This window comes from Halopenitus persicus (assembly GCF_900107205.1).
In the GTDB taxonomy this organism is placed as follows: Archaea; Halobacteriota; Halobacteria; order Halobacteriales; family Haloferacaceae; genus Halopenitus; species Halopenitus persicus.
In genome coordinates, this window is sequence record NZ_FNPC01000010.1 from 1 (window position 1) to 17,390 (window position 17,390).

Annotated in this window: 16 protein-coding genes and 1 pseudogene; 8 read left to right on the plus strand and 9 right to left on the minus strand. The window is 64.0% G+C overall.

Going from position 1 to position 17,390, the window contains the following annotated elements; all coding sequences use genetic code 11:
* Positions 1–227, minus strand: a pseudogene (locus tag BLV25_RS13725) (IS6 family transposase); the annotation flags it as partial.
* Positions 228–801: 574 nt separating this feature from the next.
* On the opposite strand from BLV25_RS13725, the gene BLV25_RS16945 reads away from it, so the two are divergent.
* Both BLV25_RS16945 and BLV25_RS13735 read left to right on the plus strand, forming a co-directional pair.
* A complete protein-coding gene (locus tag BLV25_RS16945) occupies positions 802–1,587 on the plus strand; it encodes a glycosyltransferase family protein (protein WP_143114463.1) in 786 nt (261 codons plus the stop codon).
* Positions 1,588–1,828: 241 nt separating this feature from the next.
* On the plus strand, positions 1,829–2,968 hold the full coding sequence (locus BLV25_RS13735; protein WP_092734334.1) for a glycosyltransferase family 4 protein: 1,140 nt from the start codon (positions 1,829–1,831) through the stop codon (positions 2,966–2,968).
* Here the strand turns inward: BLV25_RS13735 and BLV25_RS13740 are convergent.
* A complete protein-coding gene (locus BLV25_RS13740; protein ID WP_092734337.1) occupies positions 2,950–3,993 on the minus strand; it encodes a glycosyltransferase family 4 protein in 1,044 nt (347 codons plus the stop codon). The genes BLV25_RS13735 and BLV25_RS13740 overlap by 19 nt on opposite strands.
* Before the next feature lie 102 nt (positions 3,994–4,095).
* Between BLV25_RS13740 and BLV25_RS13745 the strand changes: the two genes are divergently transcribed.
* The 3 genes from BLV25_RS13745 to BLV25_RS13755 all read left to right on the plus strand — a co-directional run bounded on the left by BLV25_RS13745 (position 4,096) and on the right by BLV25_RS13755 (position 8,554).
* Positions 4,096–5,307, plus strand: coding sequence for a glycosyltransferase family 4 protein (locus BLV25_RS13745; RefSeq protein ID WP_092734340.1), 1,212 nt, complete (start codon positions 4,096–4,098; stop codon positions 5,305–5,307).
* 161 nt (positions 5,308–5,468) lie between these two features.
* Positions 5,469–6,386, plus strand: coding sequence for an NAD-dependent epimerase/dehydratase family protein (locus tag BLV25_RS13750; protein ID WP_092734343.1), 918 nt, complete (start codon positions 5,469–5,471; stop codon positions 6,384–6,386).
* Positions 6,387–6,736: 350 nt separating this feature from the next.
* Complete coding sequence (locus BLV25_RS13755) at positions 6,737–8,554, plus strand: glycosyltransferase family 39 protein (protein ID WP_092734346.1); 1,818 nt, start codon at positions 6,737–6,739, stop codon at positions 8,552–8,554.
* A gap of 125 nt (positions 8,555–8,679) precedes the next feature.
* Here BLV25_RS13755 and BLV25_RS13760 read toward each other — a convergent pair whose 3' ends face one another.
* From BLV25_RS13760 to BLV25_RS13785, 6 genes are all read right to left on the minus strand, one after another.
* Positions 8,680–9,117, minus strand: a complete 438-nt coding sequence (locus tag BLV25_RS13760; RefSeq protein ID WP_092734349.1) for a PIN domain-containing protein — start codon at positions 9,115–9,117, stop codon at positions 8,680–8,682.
* Positions 9,114–9,410, minus strand: coding sequence for an AbrB/MazE/SpoVT family DNA-binding domain-containing protein (locus tag BLV25_RS13765; RefSeq protein WP_092734352.1), 297 nt, complete (start codon positions 9,408–9,410; stop codon positions 9,114–9,116). Before BLV25_RS13765 ends, BLV25_RS13760 begins: the two co-directional genes overlap by 4 nt.
* A 377-nt stretch (positions 9,411–9,787) precedes the next feature.
* The gene (locus BLV25_RS13770) at positions 9,788–10,816 is read right to left on the minus strand and encodes a lysylphosphatidylglycerol synthase transmembrane domain-containing protein (RefSeq protein WP_021074058.1); all 1,029 of its coding nucleotides are present in this window, start codon (positions 10,814–10,816) and stop codon (positions 9,788–9,790) included.
* Position 10,817: 1 nt separating this feature from the next.
* Positions 10,818–11,675 (minus strand): polysaccharide deacetylase family protein, encoded by an 858-nt coding sequence (locus tag BLV25_RS13775; protein WP_092734355.1) that lies wholly within the window; start codon positions 11,673–11,675, stop codon positions 10,818–10,820.
* Positions 11,668–12,054, minus strand: coding sequence for a DUF2304 domain-containing protein (locus BLV25_RS13780; RefSeq protein ID WP_021074056.1), 387 nt, complete (start codon positions 12,052–12,054; stop codon positions 11,668–11,670). Before BLV25_RS13780 ends, BLV25_RS13775 begins: the two co-directional genes overlap by 8 nt.
* 33 nt (positions 12,055–12,087) lie before the next feature.
* Entirely contained in the window at positions 12,088–12,762 is a 675-nt protein-coding gene (locus tag BLV25_RS13785) for a glycosyltransferase family 2 protein (RefSeq protein WP_092734358.1), read from the minus strand.
* Between the two features lie 155 nt (positions 12,763–12,917).
* On the opposite strand from BLV25_RS13785, the gene BLV25_RS13790 reads away from it, so the two are divergent.
* From BLV25_RS13790 to BLV25_RS13800, 3 genes are all read left to right on the plus strand, one after another.
* The gene (locus BLV25_RS13790; protein ID WP_092734361.1) at positions 12,918–14,468 is read left to right on the plus strand and encodes an alkaline phosphatase family protein; all 1,551 of its coding nucleotides are present in this window, start codon (positions 12,918–12,920) and stop codon (positions 14,466–14,468) included.
* A 239-nt stretch (positions 14,469–14,707) separates the two neighbouring features.
* Complete coding sequence (locus tag BLV25_RS13795) at positions 14,708–14,938, plus strand: hypothetical protein (RefSeq protein ID WP_021074053.1); 231 nt, start codon at positions 14,708–14,710, stop codon at positions 14,936–14,938.
* 8 nt (positions 14,939–14,946) lie between these two features.
* On the plus strand, positions 14,947–15,363 hold the full coding sequence (locus tag BLV25_RS13800) for a PIN domain-containing protein (protein ID WP_092734364.1): 417 nt from the start codon (positions 14,947–14,949) through the stop codon (positions 15,361–15,363).
* A 100-nt stretch (positions 15,364–15,463) separates the two neighbouring features.
* Here the strand turns inward: BLV25_RS13800 and glmS are convergent, their stop codons facing one another.
* The gene (gene glmS, locus BLV25_RS13805) at positions 15,464–17,389 is read right to left on the minus strand and encodes a glutamine--fructose-6-phosphate transaminase (isomerizing) (RefSeq protein ID WP_092734367.1); all 1,926 of its coding nucleotides are present in this window, start codon (positions 17,387–17,389) and stop codon (positions 15,464–15,466) included.
* Between the last annotated feature and the right edge of the window lies 1 nt (position 17,390).

Sequence of the window (17,390 nt, forward strand, 5' to 3'; positions counted from 1 at the left end):
TTACCGGATTCTGGCTGTAGATCGGCTTTTTGAACCCAATCGTGGACGGCTTTTCGACTGCGTTGGACACCCAGTGAATCGAGTAAATCGACGGTATTCGACAGCGAGAGTCCCGCAACGTGCGATTGAATACCCAACGCCATCGCGGACTCGGGTGTCCGCTCTCGCTCCACAAAATCCAAATCAATCCACTCTCTATGACCGGTGAGGCGGGCAATTTCTGCCATAGACCAGCAAGAAATTCACCCGCCTCGCTTTTCACGCTTAACTAAACACCGCCGGAGTCCTTTACGAAACTTTTAGATGGTAATTGACCACCGAAGATGCTGTTCAGTTAAGTAGCGGTCCAGTTTGGCTTACTTACCAAGTAGTTCCCCACGCGACAATAGTAGTGTACGACCCGTTCGGTCCACTTTGGTGCGCTTACCGACTGATGATGACCAAACTACTGTAGAACCGGCTCACGCACACTTGGGAATAGAATATCCCCTAACGAGGGTTTTATATCTGTAACTAAATCAGTCATAAAGTAGTTAACGGCGGAAGGTGTTTGATATTCCGGCCGATTCATCAGGGTGAAATATCTCAGTCCGACCACCTCTCTTGGGATCTTATGGTACGTGAAATACTTACCACGCCCCTCCGTAGGTATCTCCTATGTCCTTTCCTAATCGCTTCGTTCAGCGTATACTGAACTCATTACTTCCCAGTAGAGGTAACCAAGTCCCCGGAGAAAACTATTGGCAGTACAACGCAGCAGACACTTCTATTACTATTCATGGTGGCGGACTGGGAGACTTAATGATAATCAGACAGTTCGGCCGTGCAATACAGAATTACTTTCGAAGCCAGGGGGACCCTGAATTGGAGGATATTGTGATTTCTACGGGAGCTATGGCACCAGCGTATGAACCGGTTCAAGGTGATTTGAACCTTTTCTGGTGGTGGTCTTTCGGGAATCTCGACGATTCACCGGAACGGTTCCTTGATGATTATCTCGACAGAGTCTCTGTCCGACCGGACATCATCCTCTGCCCATCCGAGACAACAGAGAAGGAGGCTCAACAAGCGGGATTCGAAACAATTCGTTTCCCCCTTGGAACTTATGCATTTGAACCGTTAGGATTTGACCGTAGTGGAATCGGCTATGCAGGAACATTAGGCCACAAAATATCGAAGAAAGAGGAGATGATGCTTGGGCCGTACCGTGATTCTCCGAATTTCGAATCAGTTTCCCATTTCAGATTTCCTGAAGAATTAAACTGTTGGTATAATACGAAAAAAGTCACGTTGGGGATGCATAAGGAAGGGCAAAAGTCGTGGGGAATGGTGAACAACCGTGTTTTTGAGACGTTGGCATCTGGAACTCCACTGATCCTGAAAAAACACGACAACCTCTCGAACGTACTCGGGTTTGAGTATCCATATCAGGTTTCGTCTGGAGATGAATTGAGAGATACGATGCAGGAGTTCCGGCAAAGATCAGACCAGAGTATCCGGTCGGAGTTCAATGATTTCTCTCGGAAAGTAAGGGAGCAGCACAATTACCGGCGGCGGGTCGATTGCCTCTTTCGGGAGATCTCGTAGTCTCCTTCCGGAAATTCACTCGCCGACTAGTTCAATCGAATATTAATCTAATAAATATACCATTTCAAATATATGTCATTTACGAGTTCTCCGAACGACGAACCCCCAGAGAACCTCTTCCGACACCCGAACTGGCCGGCCGTATAGAGGCTGACAACACCCACATCGTCTTAACTACGCAGTGTCATAGGCAACCACACATAACCCGGACATTAAGTGAATGCGTTTCGCTCTGTCTTGTATGTCTGATACGCTCGCGTTCGTCACCCACCAGTGCCCCCACTACCGAACGGGGTTCTTCGAACGCTTCGAAGAACGACTCACACTCGACTCGAAGGTGTTCTTCACCGACCACAAACAGGGGTGGCGAGCGTACGGCGACTTCGAGTACGAGGTCCTCCCGCACTGGGCCCCTCGCGAGCACTACGAGTTTGCGCCGACAGTTCTCTACCGGCTCTGGCAGTACGCTCCCGACGTCGTCGTCTCCGGCCCCGTCGAACAGTTCGCAGCCCACGCCTCCTACCTCTACGCGAAAGCGACCGGAACGCCGTTCGTTCTCTGGACCGGCGAGTGGACCGTCCCGAAGACGACACTCAGGACGGTGACGTTCCCACTCATCCGGCGTATCTACCAGGGGGCGGACTCCATCGCCGTCTACGGACCACACATCCGGGACTACGTGACGGATCTCGGAATCGATCGGGGGAAGATCCACCTCGCGTGGAACACGACCGACATCGAGTACTTCCGGAAACCGTGCGCAGAGGACGCCGAAGAGTTACGCGATCAGCTCGATGTCCCCGAAGACGTCCCGGTAGCGCTGTACGTCGGACGCCACGTGAAGGAGAAAGGACTCGAATACCTAATCGACGCGTTTCGGGAGATCGTCGACGAGGTCGAACCGACGCCGTACCTCCTCTTGGTCGGGGACGGCGACCGAAGGAAGGAGTTGGAGAAACGAGCCGACGATCTGGATACCGTTCTCTTCCCGGGATACGTGGAGAACGAAGACCTCCCGCCGTACTACGGGCTGGCCGACGTGTTCGTGCTCCCGTCCGTCCAAACGGAGATATTCCGCGAACCGTGGGGGCTGGTCGTGACGGAAGCGATGGCGTCCGGAACGCCCGTCGTGACCTCCAGTCAGGTCGGGATCGCCGCGGCAGGCGTCGTGAAGGACGGCGAAAACGGGTACATCGTCCCGGAGCGGAACCCCCACGTTCTCGGTGATCGGCTCGAACGACTCCTCACCGACGAGGAGCTGCGGACAGAGATGGGCGACGCTGCCGCGGACGTGATCTCGGAGTACGACTACGACAGGATGGTCGACGGGTTCATCTCCGCCATCGAGGATGCACTCGGGACTCAGAACGTCGATTCGTAAATCTCCTCGTACGAGTCAGTCACGTCGTCCCACGACTCGACTGGTCCTGTTGGCGCGGCGAGTTCACCACCGTTCCGAACCGCTGTCGCGACGGTGTCAGGGTCCACTTTCGCGACACATTCGACATCGTCCCCGCGGCACCAGTCTCTCAACGCAGTCTCAGATCTCAACACACACGGCGTCCCGGACGCCAGTGACTCCGCAACCGTGAGCCCGAACGACTCGAACGAGGAGAGCGAGAGGTGTACGTCCGCGCCCGCGTAGTACGCGGGTAAGCGCTCGTGATCGACGTTGCCCAAGAACTCCACCCGGTCGTTAACCCCTACTTCCACGGCGAGCTCCTCGAGCGTGTCTCGGTACGGCCCGTCGCCAGCGACCAAGAGATCGTACTCGGGAAGCTCCGGAAGCGCCGAGATGACGTGCTGAACGCCCTTGTAGTCCTCCAGACGCGCGACACAGAGGAGATAGGGACGATCACGCACCACTGGGTCGGCCCCCTCGAACCGACTGACCTCGACCCCAAGCGGGATCACCGAACTGTCGACACCGAGATCCGACTGCACCTGTCGTCGCTCCCACTCGCTGACCGAAACGACCTCGTGGACGCTCTTCAGTGCACGCCGGAGGATCGGACGATACGCGTCCAGGAGCCGGTCGCGGAACCCACTCGCACTGTGACCGTGGTAGTACGTCGTCGCTACCGTGGGGGTTCGACTACTCAAAACTGCACAGGAGAAACTGAGTGTGTGGACGTTGTGAACGTGGAGAACGTCGTATTCGCTCCAGAGTCGGGGGTTCGCAAGCTGAGGCGCGAAGTGAAACGCCTCGTTGGGTGAGAGTCCGTAGTGACGGTGAACGGTAACTCCGTTTCGCCGTTCACGTTTCGGAAGATCGGGAGTCCTGCCAGCCGTTTCGACGGTCACCTCGTGTCCACGAGCGGCTAGTCGCTCGCTCAGTTCCTGAACCTGAGTCTCGACACCACCCGTGTGTGGAGCGTATCGCGGGGAGACGTGGCAAATTCTCACAGTTCAGTATCCGTACGAATACCCCTACATTATCCCTTTCGGGAGCGGAAACAGTTCTGCTGAACCAACACCCCTATGGATCGACCTGCCGGTATCGGATCTATGCATCTCTGCCAAGTCGCCCCCTACGTCACCTACCCTCCGAGGATGGGCGGCGACCACCGAACTCACGGGCTCGTCAAGGAGTTCCCCGGAGACGGGCATACCGTCCAGCGCTACTGTCAGGGTGGATCGCCGGCGATGTACAAATCATTAGACCTACGACGCCACGTCCGGATCGCTGACGGCTACGACGAGCACCGTCACCTCAACCCTCTCCACGAGGCGATGAAAGCCCCGATGCTGCTCGGATACCCGAATCTGCTCGCCCATCGATCACTTCGCATCGCGAATGACGGAATCGATGCGATGTTCGAGGACGCGGATGTCGTACTAGCTCGGGAACCGTGGCAGATGCCGTACGTGCTCGATCACGTTCCCGCCAGCACGCCAATAATTTTCTCTAGCCACAACGTAGAAACCGAACGATTCGGCGACATCGAGCAGCCGGTACTTACCGAACGGGTCGAACGGGAGGTCGACCGCCTCGAACGCCGATCGGTCGAGGAAACCGACGCGATCGTTTGCACGAGCGAACACGACGCCGAGGTCTACCGGGAGCGATACGATCCGAGCGGGCCGATTCTGGTCGCTCCCAACGGTACCTACGAGGACAGTCTTCGTTCCCACCGTCCAGATAGCGACGTGGCGGAGTGCATCCGACAACGATACGGGATCGCTTCCGACGCTATTGTCTCTCTATTTATGGGCAGCAACTACCGACCGAACGTGGAGGCCGCGGAGGCGGTCGTCGATATGGCACACGAACTCGCGGATGCCGACTTCGACGCACAGTTCCTCGTGCTGGGTTCGGTGGGGAACGCGCTCGACAGGCCCTCGTTGCCCGACAACCTCACCACCACCGGCTACGTCGAGGCCGAATTCGAGGCACACTTCGACGCCGCCGACATTGCGCTCAACCCGATGCTGTCCGGCGGGGGAACGAACATCAAACTTATCGACTACTTCGCGCGAAGCCTTCCCGTCGTCTCCACTCGATTCGGCGCCCGCGGACTTGACGGAACTGCCGGCGAAGAACTGCTGGTCGCCGACATCGACAACTTCCCCGAGAGAATTACCGCCCTCGCCGAGGACCCGGGCCGACGGCGACGGGTCGGGGACGCGGGCCGCCGACTGGCTGCAGACCGATATACGTGGGAGGCTTCCTCGAGAGCACTCCGAGAGTTCGTCGTCGAAGAGTTCGGCCCGTTCTGAGACCCCGCCCCAAGTAGAATCCAGTTATTCTCGTCAACGCTGGCAATTACAACGACGGGGAGTTGCTGTTTCAGTCGCTGACGGTATTTGCGACGATGAGTACGCAACACTGAAGATACGAAACCGACATCGTAATCCTTGCCGCCTGAAGAACCCCACTTATGCATAACCAACGCGTCCTCGTCACGGGCGGCGCGGGCTTCATCGGCTCGAACCTCGCGAACCGCCTCGCCGCGGACAACGACGTGATCGCCGTCGACGACATCTATCTCGGCACGCCCGAGAACCTCGATGGCGACGTCGAATTCGTCGAGGCGTCCGTCCTCGAGGACGACTACCCCGCCGACGTCGACGTCCTCTTCCATCTCGCCGCGCTCTCCTCAAGAAACATGCACGAGGAGAATCCTCAGCGTGGCTGCCGAGTCAACGTCGAGGGGTTCGTCAACGCCGTCGAGCGCGCCCGCGAGCAGGGCTGTGAGACGGTCGTCTACGCCTCCACCTCGTCCATCTACGGCAGCCGGACCGAACCCTCGCCCGAGAGTATGGCCGTCGAGGCGGAGACCGCCTACGAGGCCTCCAAGCTCGCCCGGGAACGCTACGCGGAGTATTACGCGAACCACCACGGGATGAATATGGCCGGCCTCCGCTTCTTCTCCGTCTATCAGGGATTCGGCGGCAACGAGGAACATAAAGGCGAGTACGCCAACACCGTCGCGCAGTTCGCAGACACGATCGCCAACGGAGAAGCTCCGGAGCTGTTCGGGGACGGCACCCAGACGCGAGATTTCACGCACGTTCGCGACGTCGCCCGCGCCTGCGAGCTCGCGGCTGATCACGAACTCACGGGCGTCTATAACGTCGGTACCGAGGAGGCCTACAGCTTCAACGAGATGGTCACGATGATCAACGACGCGCTCGGCACCGACGTCGATCCCGTCTACATCGAGTGCCCCTTCGACGATTACGTCCACGACACGATGGCGGACGCCTCGAAGTTCCGCGAGGCCACCGGCTGGGAGCCCGAGGTCGGCTTCGAGGAGGGCGTCGAGCTGGTCTGTGAGCCCTATCGATCATCGTGATCGGTGACAGACGGATGCCCGATCGAGGCTTAGGCCGCCTCGAACAGCACGACGCCCAGACGCGAGCACCGCTGACAGACCAACGCGCTCCGGCCTTTGTGATCCCCCGCTTCGAGGGATCGATCGCACTCGGGACAGCAAACCTCCGGAAGGGTTTCCAACGACGTCATCACGCCTTCTTTTAGGTCGCCCTAAATAGGTCTTGTGTCATCGACGGCAGTCACGGTCGTGATCCGCGTATAGCGTTCCCTCCATCACGTCCCACCCTCTGTTCCGTTCCACCCACCATCCCGATCCACTCGCCACTCCAACGGAACAGACCTTTCAGCCGTCACGCTCACCCCACGGGTATGACGCGGTCTCGCCTTCGCGACCTCCCGGGGCAGGCACGCCGGCGGGTGCTCGCGGACCTCCGGGAGGATCCGTACCTCCCGTACGTGCTCCTGCTGGCGGTCGTCCTCTGCGGGTTCTGGATCTGGCATCGGGCGCCAAACTTCGCCACGCGCGACGAGAAGAGCCGGATCCTCGACGTCCTCGTCGCCTACGGGCGCGTGCTCGAGGAGCCGAGCCTGGCAGCGCTTCGGGAGGGCGTGACCTGGAGTCGAGTGCCCTTCGGCGCGACGTTCTACCTCTTCGGGCTCGCGCTCCTGCCGGTGGTCCTCGCGGCGGCGGTCCTCGGCGATCTGGAGGCGGTCGCCGCGCTCGGGGTCCCGAGCTACGAGTTCGGCTTCTACGCCGCCTGGCAGTCGGTGCCGGCGTGGATCTGGACGTGGTCGATCGTCCTCGTCAGGCTCGCGAACGTGGCGCTTTCGGTCGGCTGCGTCTACCTGACCTACCGGATCGGCGCCGCCGCGTTCGACCGCCGGACCGGCGACCTCGCGGCGCTGCTGCTCACGCTCACGTTCGGCTTCCTCACGATCGCCCACGAGGGCGGGGAGGACATGCCGGCGCTGTTCTTCGTCCTGCTCGCGCTCTATCTGGCGCTGCGGTACGTCCAGATCGGCGACGAGACGCTGGTTCTGGTCGCGGGCGCCGCCGGGGGCGTCGCGATCGCGTTCAAGCTCACCGCGGTGCCGGTGGTGCCCCTCATCGGGCTCGCGTTCCCGCTGCGCGCGCGCCGGGCCGACCGCCCCTGGCACGCCGCCCTCGCTTCCCTCGCCGAGCCCGGAACGCTGCGGACGATCGTCGCCAGCGCCCTCGCCGGCTTGCTGTGTATCGTCCTCGGCTTCCCGACGGCGCTCGTGGGGGCGCCCGACCTCGTCCTCGAGCGCGTCTTCGTCGACCCGGTCGCCCGCGCCACCCACACCACCGGTCCGGACGCACCGATCTGGTGGTGGTTCCTCCGCGGCTACCTCAGCGCGCTCTCGATCCCGCTGCTGGTGGCGGGGATCGGCGGCGTCCTCGCGAGCGTTCTCGCGATCATACCTGGGCTCCGGGGCCGGGAAAACGGCCGCGACGGCGCGCTCCTCGTCCTGGCGCTGCTGGGAACGTACCTCCTGCTGTTCTCGCAGTGGCACGACTTCCGGGTGCACCACCTGCTGCCGACGTTCCCGCTCGTCGCGCTGCTGCTTGCCGACCGGCTGACCGCCCTCGAGGCGAGCCGTCCGGCGATCGCCCGGCCCCTGATGGCGGTCCTGCTCGTGACCGCGGGCGGCTACGCGGTCGTCGGCGTCGGCGGCTACGCCGATATGCCCCGCGACCAAGCCGAGGACTGGCTCCTGGAGAACGCGGAGCCGGACGCGACCGTCGAAACCTACCGCGTGGACTTCCAGGACACCGCGATCCCCTACGAGCTGTCGGCCAGTCCGGTCGCCCAACCCGAGGGGATCGGAACCGACCCGTGTCCGGACTACATCCAGCTGGGCTACCGCGACCTGCTGTACCTCGTCGACGACACCTACTACCGGAACGGCGCGCGCCAGCACCGATATATCCGGTCGCTGCTCGAGGAGGAGTACAACTACGAGATCGTCGCGGAGTTCGGCCCCCGGCCGCCGAACTACGTCCCCGACCGGGCCGAACCTGGCTCAGCACGGGACCTGCTCCGCTACGGCGTCGTCCCGCAGACGGACCAGTACGCCGACGAGCAGGAGCTCGCGGCCAACCAGTACACCATCGTCCTCGAGCGGACCGGGTCGTGTCCGGCCGACCGGGACCCGCCGTTCTAGCCGCGGTGCGGTCGTGCTCTCGTTTCAGCCGCGGTGCGTCCGTGATCGTTCTTTTATCGGCCAACCGCGGCACGCCGGTTATTCTCCCGGAAGAGTGACGTCTCGGGGCTTGACCCCGAGGCGATTCACACACCGTGGTCTCGGAACCGTTGCAGGGCAACTTCGATAGGAAGCTCGTCAAAATCATCGTCAGCCCCGGCGACGAGCGTCGCGTCACGTTCGTGGGCGAGCGCAACGGCGTATGCATCGGCAAGTGAGATGCTCCCATCGGCTTTTACTTCCGCTGCCAGTCGCCAGTCAGCCGCTTCAAGCTCCAATCCCTGCCGTTCAAGAGCACGAATGTCTCGGTCAGCTTCCCGCAGCGAGGCGTCCGTCGGAACGTCATCGACGCCTTCGAACCGAGCAACGAGATAGAACGCTTCACTCGCATTCGTCTCGGTAAGGAATCCGTCAGCGTCGCCGGTGAAGACCTCGTCGAGAAACTCAGCGACGGCTTCGTGGCCGGGTTCGTTGTACAGGAAGGCGATGATGGCTTCAGTATCGAAGACGTACCCGCCGCTCATACGTCCTCGGACGGGCGTAGTCGTTCAACTCGCTCCGCTTCCTTGCGTTTTTCTTCGTCCTTCATCTCACGAACCCGCTCCAACACTTCACCGCGTTCGTGCTCGCCGGCGTGGATTCCATGTAGCTCATCCGGCGACGGAACCGGCTCGATGATGATACGGCCCTGCTCCTCGTAGACGAACACCTCGCCCGGCGTCTCGATCCCGAACTTCTCTCGCAGCCCCTTCGGGATCGTGGCCTGCCCCTTCCGAGACACGCGTACTACTCTCGGTTCATTTGTACTACTTGCCATCGCTAGTAGTACCTATAAGTCCCTGTATTACTAAAGCTACCGCAGTCAAACGATTTGTGGCTTTATATACTGCTCCACTGTATCAGTAGCGCGGGAGTGACTCTCGGAAGAGTCCCGGTGGGAGGAACACCGGAGACCGTGCTGGTCGAACCAGCAATGCAACAGAGAACTTCAACCGACGAAACGGACCGAGATGGCCACCGTGCGCCGACCGACGTCGATATTGACGAGTTGCCAGTACAGGAGATCGCAGATCGGTGTACCTCCTCGCGGAACGAATCGGTGTACTGAGGCGCCAGACCGTACACCACGTCGTGTCCGGTTGGCGTGGCCAGTGCGGAACCGGCATCCGCTTGCGACGCGCCGCCCCATCCACATCACTCCTCGCCCGGCGCCGGCGTCGGTCCCAACCCGACCGCGGGGTACCATCCGGCCAGCGCGGGCAGGTAGACGCCGAGCGCGCGGTCGAGGAGCACGACCGGGACGGCGACCGTCTCGGGCACGCCGAACGCGACGAGAACCACGGTCGTGGTCGCCTCGGTGACGCCGATCCCGCCGGGCGTCAGGGGCAGTAGCGTCACGCTGTAGGCGGCGACCAGGTAGAGGGGCAACAGGGCGGCCGGCTCGAAGCCGGCTCCGAGCGCGGCCAGCGCGACGAGCACGCGCCCGCCGGGCGCCACGACGGTGAAGAGGATCCAGCCCGCGGCGTAGCGCGCCCACACGCTCGGGTCGGCCGCCAGATCCCGGAAGGACGCGCTCGACTCGGCCGCGAAGCCACGCACGCCGTCCACCCGCGCCGCGATCGCCGGCCCGACGCGGGGGATCCGGGTGGCGATGCCCTCCAGCATCGACACGAGGCGGTCGAGCAGCGTCAGGTTCGTCCCGGCGAGCAGGACCGCGCCGCCGGCCGCGAGGTAGAGTCCGGTCGAGATCGCCAGCAGGAGGACGATCCCGGTCGGCAGCCGCGAATACCCCGCCAGCAGGCCGGCCGCAGCCACGATCCCGTACAGCACCGCGTAGGCTCCGGTGTGGACCCCGGAGACCGACGTCGCGTCGGCGTAGTTCAACCCGGTTCGGCTCCGGATCACGAACGGCGCGGCCACCCGCCCCGAGAGCCGCGAGGGCAGCAGTTGGTTCAGGAAGTAGACCGTCAGGTCGACGCTGGCGGCGGCGCGGACCGACCGGATCCCCGCCCGCGCCAACAGCACGTGCCAGGAGTAAAACCGCCCGAGAAGCCCCGCGACCGACAGCGCCAGCAGCGCCGCGACCGTGCGCGCGTCCAGCCGCCCGAGCGTCGCGACCGTCTCCCCGACCGGCACCTGCGTCAGCACCCACGCGAGCGCCGCGAGGCCGAGCCCGTACTGCAGCGCCGCCACCGCCACGTCCCGCGGCGTGCGGCGGGGCACGCTAGACTCCCTCCGGCGAATCAACGAGCCCGGCGTCCGCGAGCACCCGTCGAACGCTCGTGAAGGTGAACGACGTCGCGAGGATCCGCTCGACGGCCCGACGCATCCAGTCGCCGGTCCGGACGTACACGCGCCGGGGGACGCCCTCGAGTTCGGGGAGGTCGACGAACTCCCACGGGTGGACGTACAACACGGGCGTGATCCCGCGGCGGGCGAGCAGCCGCATCCCGAGGGTCGTGTATCGCGGGCCGAACAGCCGGAGCCACGTCCCGGTCAGCGGGAGTCGGAGTCCGGGCATCACGGCGGTCGGGGCCACGGCAAGGTCCGACGGCGCTTCGGGATCGAACGCGGTCGCCGGGCCGGGGCGCTGGCGGTCGTGCTCGCCGCCGTACCAGCCCGGAATCCGCCGACACGGGACGACGCTGGCGTCGTAGGCGTAGCCGGTCTCGGCCACCATCGAGAAGTGGTCCGGCCCGACGTCGAACGCCGGCGCGCGGAACCCGTCGACGCGCGCGCCGGTGACGTCGATCAGGAGCTTCCGGGACTCCCGCAGCTCACGCCGGCGCTCGTCGGGATCGAGGTCGGTGAGGAGTCGATGCGAGTGGGTATGTGACCCGATCTCGTGTCCCGCCGCGGCGAACGCACTGACCGCGTCGGGATGCTCCGCGGCGACCTCCGAGACGACGAAGGCGGTCGCGGTCGCGTCCCGCTCCCCCAGCGCCTCGCGGAGGAAGCGCGCGCCGTCGAGGCCCACGCCCGACGTCTCCGCCTCGCTGGTTCCGTCGCCGTCGGCGCCCCGATACGCCGGCGTGTGCTCGAACAGCTCGAAATCGACCGAGAGGACCGCCCGATCACTCATCGGTTCGATCCTCAAACTCGCGGTCCTCGAACGTGCGGTCTTCGAGCTCGCGGTCGAGCAGGCTGAGCCGCTCGTTCAGCCTGGAGACGCGGTCGGACAGCCGCCCGATGCGGTTCAGCAGGTACGTCACCAGCACGAACAGCGTCAGGTTCGAGATGACGAGGATCGCCCGCGCGCGCAGCTCGAGCCCGAGCACCCGCGCGACCAGATCGAACGCGCCGGGAAAGAGGGCGACGAAGACGAGGCCGAACCCGACCGCCGTGGTGAGCAGGAACGCCGCGACCGACTCCCGGCCGGTCCGAACCAGGTGGACGCCGGTCCCGACGAAGAGGAGCCCGACGAGCAGCGCGACGACGTTGACGATGGTATAATCGGCCATAGGTATCGGTACTGGGTATGATGGTGAGTCTCGCTATCTGAACAGGAGCACGCGCAGCACGACGTCGGTCATCCGGAGGGGATACAACAGGAACGTCTCGAACGTGAACTGCGAGTCGCCCGTCTCGCGGGTGGGCATCGCCACGGAGACCTCCGTGATCCGCTGGCCGCTCCGCGCAGCCTCCAGCGTCTGTTCGACCGCCCAATGCCTGTCCGATCGGTGGAGGATATCGGCCAGCGCGTCGACACGGTACACCCGGAAGCCGCTCGTCACGTCGGTGATGTCGACGCCGCCGAGCGCGTTGACGACCGTGGTGAAGAAGCTGATCCCCAGCTTGCGCACGAACCCGTACTCCTCGAAGCTCTCGTTGAGGTATCGGCTGGCGATGACCATATCGGCGTCCGCGGCCGCCTCGAGCAGCCGCGGGATCTGGGCGGGATCGTGTTGGCCGTCCGCGTCGATCTGGACGACGAGATCGTAGTCGTTCCGGATCGCGTATCGGTAGCCCGTCCTGACCGCGCCGCCGACGCCCGTGTTGAAGACGTGCTCGATGACGGTGGCGCCGTGGTCGGTCGCGACGTCGGGGGTGCCGTCGCTGGAGCCGTCGTCGACGACGACGACCTCGTCGACGTGCTCGCGTGTCCCCTCGATGACCGGGCCGATGGTCTCGGCCTCGTCGTACGCGGGGAGGACGGCTACCGTTCGCACTGGTGGAGGGAATCGCCGGGCCGCACTTAGGGATATCGCTCCCCGGTCGATCCGGTCGATTCGGTCGGTTCGCGGACTCCACGTGATACCACCGGACGTCACGCCCCCGCACCGACGACGAAAGCGACTTGGGAGTCGATCGAGTGAGCGCAGGTATGAGCAGGACGGTCGTGGTCGGGCTCGACGGCGCCAGCTGGGATCTCCTCGACCCGTGGATCGAAAACGGGGAGCTGCCCAACCTCGCCGCGCTCCGCGCGGCAAGCGCCTACGCCGAGACGGAGAGCTGTCTCCCGCCGGTTACCTTCCCGAACTGGAAGTGTTACTCCTCGGGGAAGAACCCCGGCAAGTTCGGCGTCTTCTGGTTCGAGCGGGTGAACCTCGAGGCGGGCACGATCGACGTCACGAACGGCGGCGACTTCGAGACGCCGGAGCTGTGGGACTACCTCAACGACGCGGGCAAGCGCGCCGGCGTCGTCAACATGCCGACGATGTATCCCCCCCGCGACATCGACGGCCCCGTCGTCGCCGGCGGTCCCGACGCCGTCGAGGGGGAATACCGGTCGATCGACGGCGGCTACGCCACCCCCGCGGGGCTCGCGGAGGAGCTCGAGGAGCGGTTCGACTACCGGGTGCACCCCGATCCCCTCCTCTCCTCGAACGAGGAGCGGGGCGCCGAGGTCGAGGCGATCCTCGAGCTGCTCGAGCTGCGGTTCGAGGTCGCGCTGACGCTGCTCGAGGAGGAGGATCTGGAGTTCGTCCACGTCACGCTGTTTTACCTCAACGTGCTCCAGCACTTCTTCTGGAACGACGAGCCGACCCGGCGCGCGTACGACATCATCGACGAGTGGGTCGGCCGGATCGCGGAGCTGGACGACACGAACCTCGTGTTGATGTCCGACCACGGCTGCGGGCCGACCACCACCGAGTTCTACATCAACGAGTGGCTCGCCGAGAACGGCTACCAGGCTCGCGAACGCACCGTCGACGGCGCGTTCCAGCGTATCGGACTCGACCGCGAGCACGTCCTCGCGGTCGCCAAGCGGCTGGGCGCGGTCGACCTGCTCGCGTCCGTCGTTCCCGAACGGATCCAGAAGCTCGTGCCGCAGAGCGCCGGGCTCAAGCGCGACCGGAAGCTCGACGCGGTCGACCTCGCGGAGACGCGTGCGCTCGCCAGCGGGCAGGGACCGATCTATCTGAACCCGGCGTTCGACCGCGAATCGGTTCGCGAGGACTTGATCGCCGATCTCCGAACGGTCACCGACGAATACGGCCCCATCTTCGACGGCGTGCACCGCGCCGAGGACGTCTACGACGGCCCCTTCCTGGGAACCGCGAGCGCCCCGGACGTCGTCGTCGACCAGCGGGACGGCGTCCACGTTAACGACGGCATCGGCGGCGGCACCGTCCGCTCCGGGCCGGACCGCTGGCGGGCGGAGAACACACGCAACGGGATCTTCCTCGCGTCCGGCCCCGACTTCGAGGCTGCCGGGGAGATCGACCGCATCAGCATCCTCGATATGGCGCCGACGCTGCTGACCGCCGCCGGCTGTGCGGTGCCCTCGGATATGGACGGCGATCCCCTGCCGATCGTGGCCGGCGATCCCGAGCCGGAGACCCGCGAGCCGATCGCGTGGGACCGGGGCGACGGGGACGACGTCACCGACGGCGTCGAGGAACGGCTCACGCAGCTCGGCTATATGGAGTGACCGTCAGGCGGAACCGGGAGATTCACGCGTTCGTTTCGGTTATCAAACCGGACAGCCAAAGTTGGTTTATAAGGAACCCGACGCTACCTATCGGTATTGATCGTTCGAAAGCCGGATGGGCGCTGCAGGCTCCGGGTCGACTATCGACCGATTCGATCTTTGAGGCGTGAGGCGGCCAAAATCACTGAGTATGAGAGACACCGAAAGACACAGTATCCTGTGTTTACATAGTTTTCTGTATGCCGACTATCACGGTCAACGTGGATGACGACCTGAAAGAGCGTATGGAAAAGCACCCCGAAATCAACTGGAGTGAAGTCACGCGACAGGCCATCCAAGAGAAGATCGAGGCGCTCGAAGTGATGGACGAACTCACCAGTGAGAGTAACCTCACCGAGAGTGACGTACAGGATATCGCCAACAAAATCAACGAGAGTGGACGGACGCGCGTTGATACGGAATCGGCGTAAATCGACGGATGAAGTTGGTTCTCGACGCTAACATCGTCATCTCTGCACTCATCGCTGATTCAAAAACTCGAGAGCTCATCGTCACGCTCGAACCCACCCTTTTGACACCGGCGTTCGTCCACGACGAAATCGGGAACTACGAGGGTCTGATCGTCGAGAAGTCAGGGATGGAACCGGCCAGAGTGGCACAGTTCATCGATCTTCTGTTCCAATACATTGAGGTTACCTCCGCCAGCGAGTTCCATCCAGCTATCGAGAGTGCGGACGAATCAATCGGTGACACTGATCCGGATGATGTGCTCTATCTGGCGTGTGCGATTGCCTGCGATGCGGCCATCTGGAGTGACGACTCGGACTTCGACGAACAGGATCTGGTTGAGACGTACTCGACGAGCGACGTGATCGACTCGTTCGACACATTCTGATTCAATGTGTGACTAATTTTCTTGGTAGTCGGCGTGGTCTTCGTAGCCGCGTTTCAGGCACTCGAAATCCTCACCGGCGCTTATTCGTTTCGAGAAGCAGCTACTCGACCGTCACGCTCTTCGCGAGGTTCCGCGGCTTGTCGATCGCCCGACCCTTCTCGTTGGCGACGTGGTAGGCGAACAGCTGGAAGTAGACGTTCGCCACGAGCGGCTCCAACAGGCCCACGTCCGGCACCTCGAAGGCGACGTCGAGCGTTCCGAACTCCCGGTCGGCAGAGACGCAGCCGATGGCGTCCGCGCCGCGCGTCTGTGCCTCGGTCACGTTGGTCATCGTCTCGGCCGGTGCGCCGCCCTCGGTCAGGACGGCGAGGACCGGCGTCCGGTCGGTGACGAGCGCCAGCGGGCCGTGTTTCAGCTCGCCGGCAGGGAACCCCTCGGCGTGGTCGTAGGCGATCTCCTTGAGCTTCAACGCGCCCTCGAGCGCGACGGGCACGCCCAGATCGCGGCCGAGGAAGAAGAAGGCGTCCTCGTCGCAGTACCGCTCGGCCGCCGTCACCACGTCGGCCTCGGCGTCGAGCGCCTGCTGGACGGCCCCCGGCAGGCCGCGGAGGTCCTCCAGCACCGACCGCGCGCGGGCGGCCGACAGCGTCCCGCGCTCGCGGCCGAGCGCGACGGCGAGCAGCGCCAGCGTCGTCACCTGCGAGGCGAACGTCTTCGTCGCGGCGACGCCGATCTCCGGCCCGGCCCTGATGAAGACCGCGTCGTCGACCGCGCGCGTGACGCTGCTGCCGAGCGTGTTGGTGACCGCGAGCGTCCGCGCGCCCGCGGAATCCGCCCGCCGGATCGCCCCCAGCGTGTCGGCCGTCTCCCCGCTCTGAGTGACCGCGATCGTCAGCGTCCGGTCGGGGTCCCGTCCGGCCCCGAACTCGTACTCGCTGGCGATCTCGACGGTGGTCCGCACGTCCGCGAAGGATTCGATCAGTCGGGCGGCGTACCGCCCGGCGTAATAAGAGGTTCCGCAGGCGACGATCTGCACCTCCTCGACCCGTTCGAGGAACGCCTCGGGGAGCGAGACGTCCAGATCGACGCGGGCCCGGTCGACGTCCACGCGTCCCGACAGCGTCTGCCGAAGCGCCGTCGGCTGCTCGTGGATCTCCTTGCGCATGTAGTGTTCGTAGCCGGCCTTCTCCGCGGCGTCGGCCTCCCATTCGACCGTCTCGACCGATCGATCGACCGGCCGGCGGGGGAGGGACTCCGCCGCGTCGTCCGACGGCGCGAACACCTCGACGTCGCCGTCGGCCGAGAGGTCGACCACGTCGCCGTCCTCGAGGTAGGTCACCTCGCGGGTATGTTCGAGGAACGCGGTCACGTCGCTGGCGAGGAAGGCGGCGTCCTCGCCGTGGCCGACCACGAGCGGACTCCCGTCCCGGGCGGCGACGATCCGGTTCTCGTCGGCGTGAATCGCACAGACCGCGTAGCTCCCCTCGAGGCGGTCGACGACGCGCTCGACCGCGGTTCGAAGGTCCGGGGCGTCCTCGCCGGCGGTCTCCGACAGCTCCGTCTCGAGGAGGTGGGGAACGACCTCGGTGTCGGTCTGACTCGTGAACTCGTGGTCGCCGAGCTCCGCCTTCAGCGTCTCGTGGTTCTCGATGATCCCGTTGTGGACGACCGCGATCGACTCCGCGCAGTCGACGTGCGGGTGGGCGTTCGCGTCCGTGGGGGGTCCGTGCGTGCTCCAGCGCGTGTGACCGATCCCGCAGGTCGCGTCGGGCGCGTCGGGGACGGTCAGATTCGAGACCTCGCCGGAGCGCTTGGCGACGGTGAGGCCGCCGTCAGCGGCGACGTCAGGGGCGACGTCACCGGTCGTACGTGAGCCACCGGTCGCACGTGAGCCACCGGTCGCACGGGCACCGTTCACGAGCGCGATCCCCGCGGAGTCGTAGCCGCGGTACTCCAGGTTCTCGAGCCCCTGGTACACGATCGGGGCCGCCGCCTCGTCGCCGACGTAGCCGATGATGCCGCACATC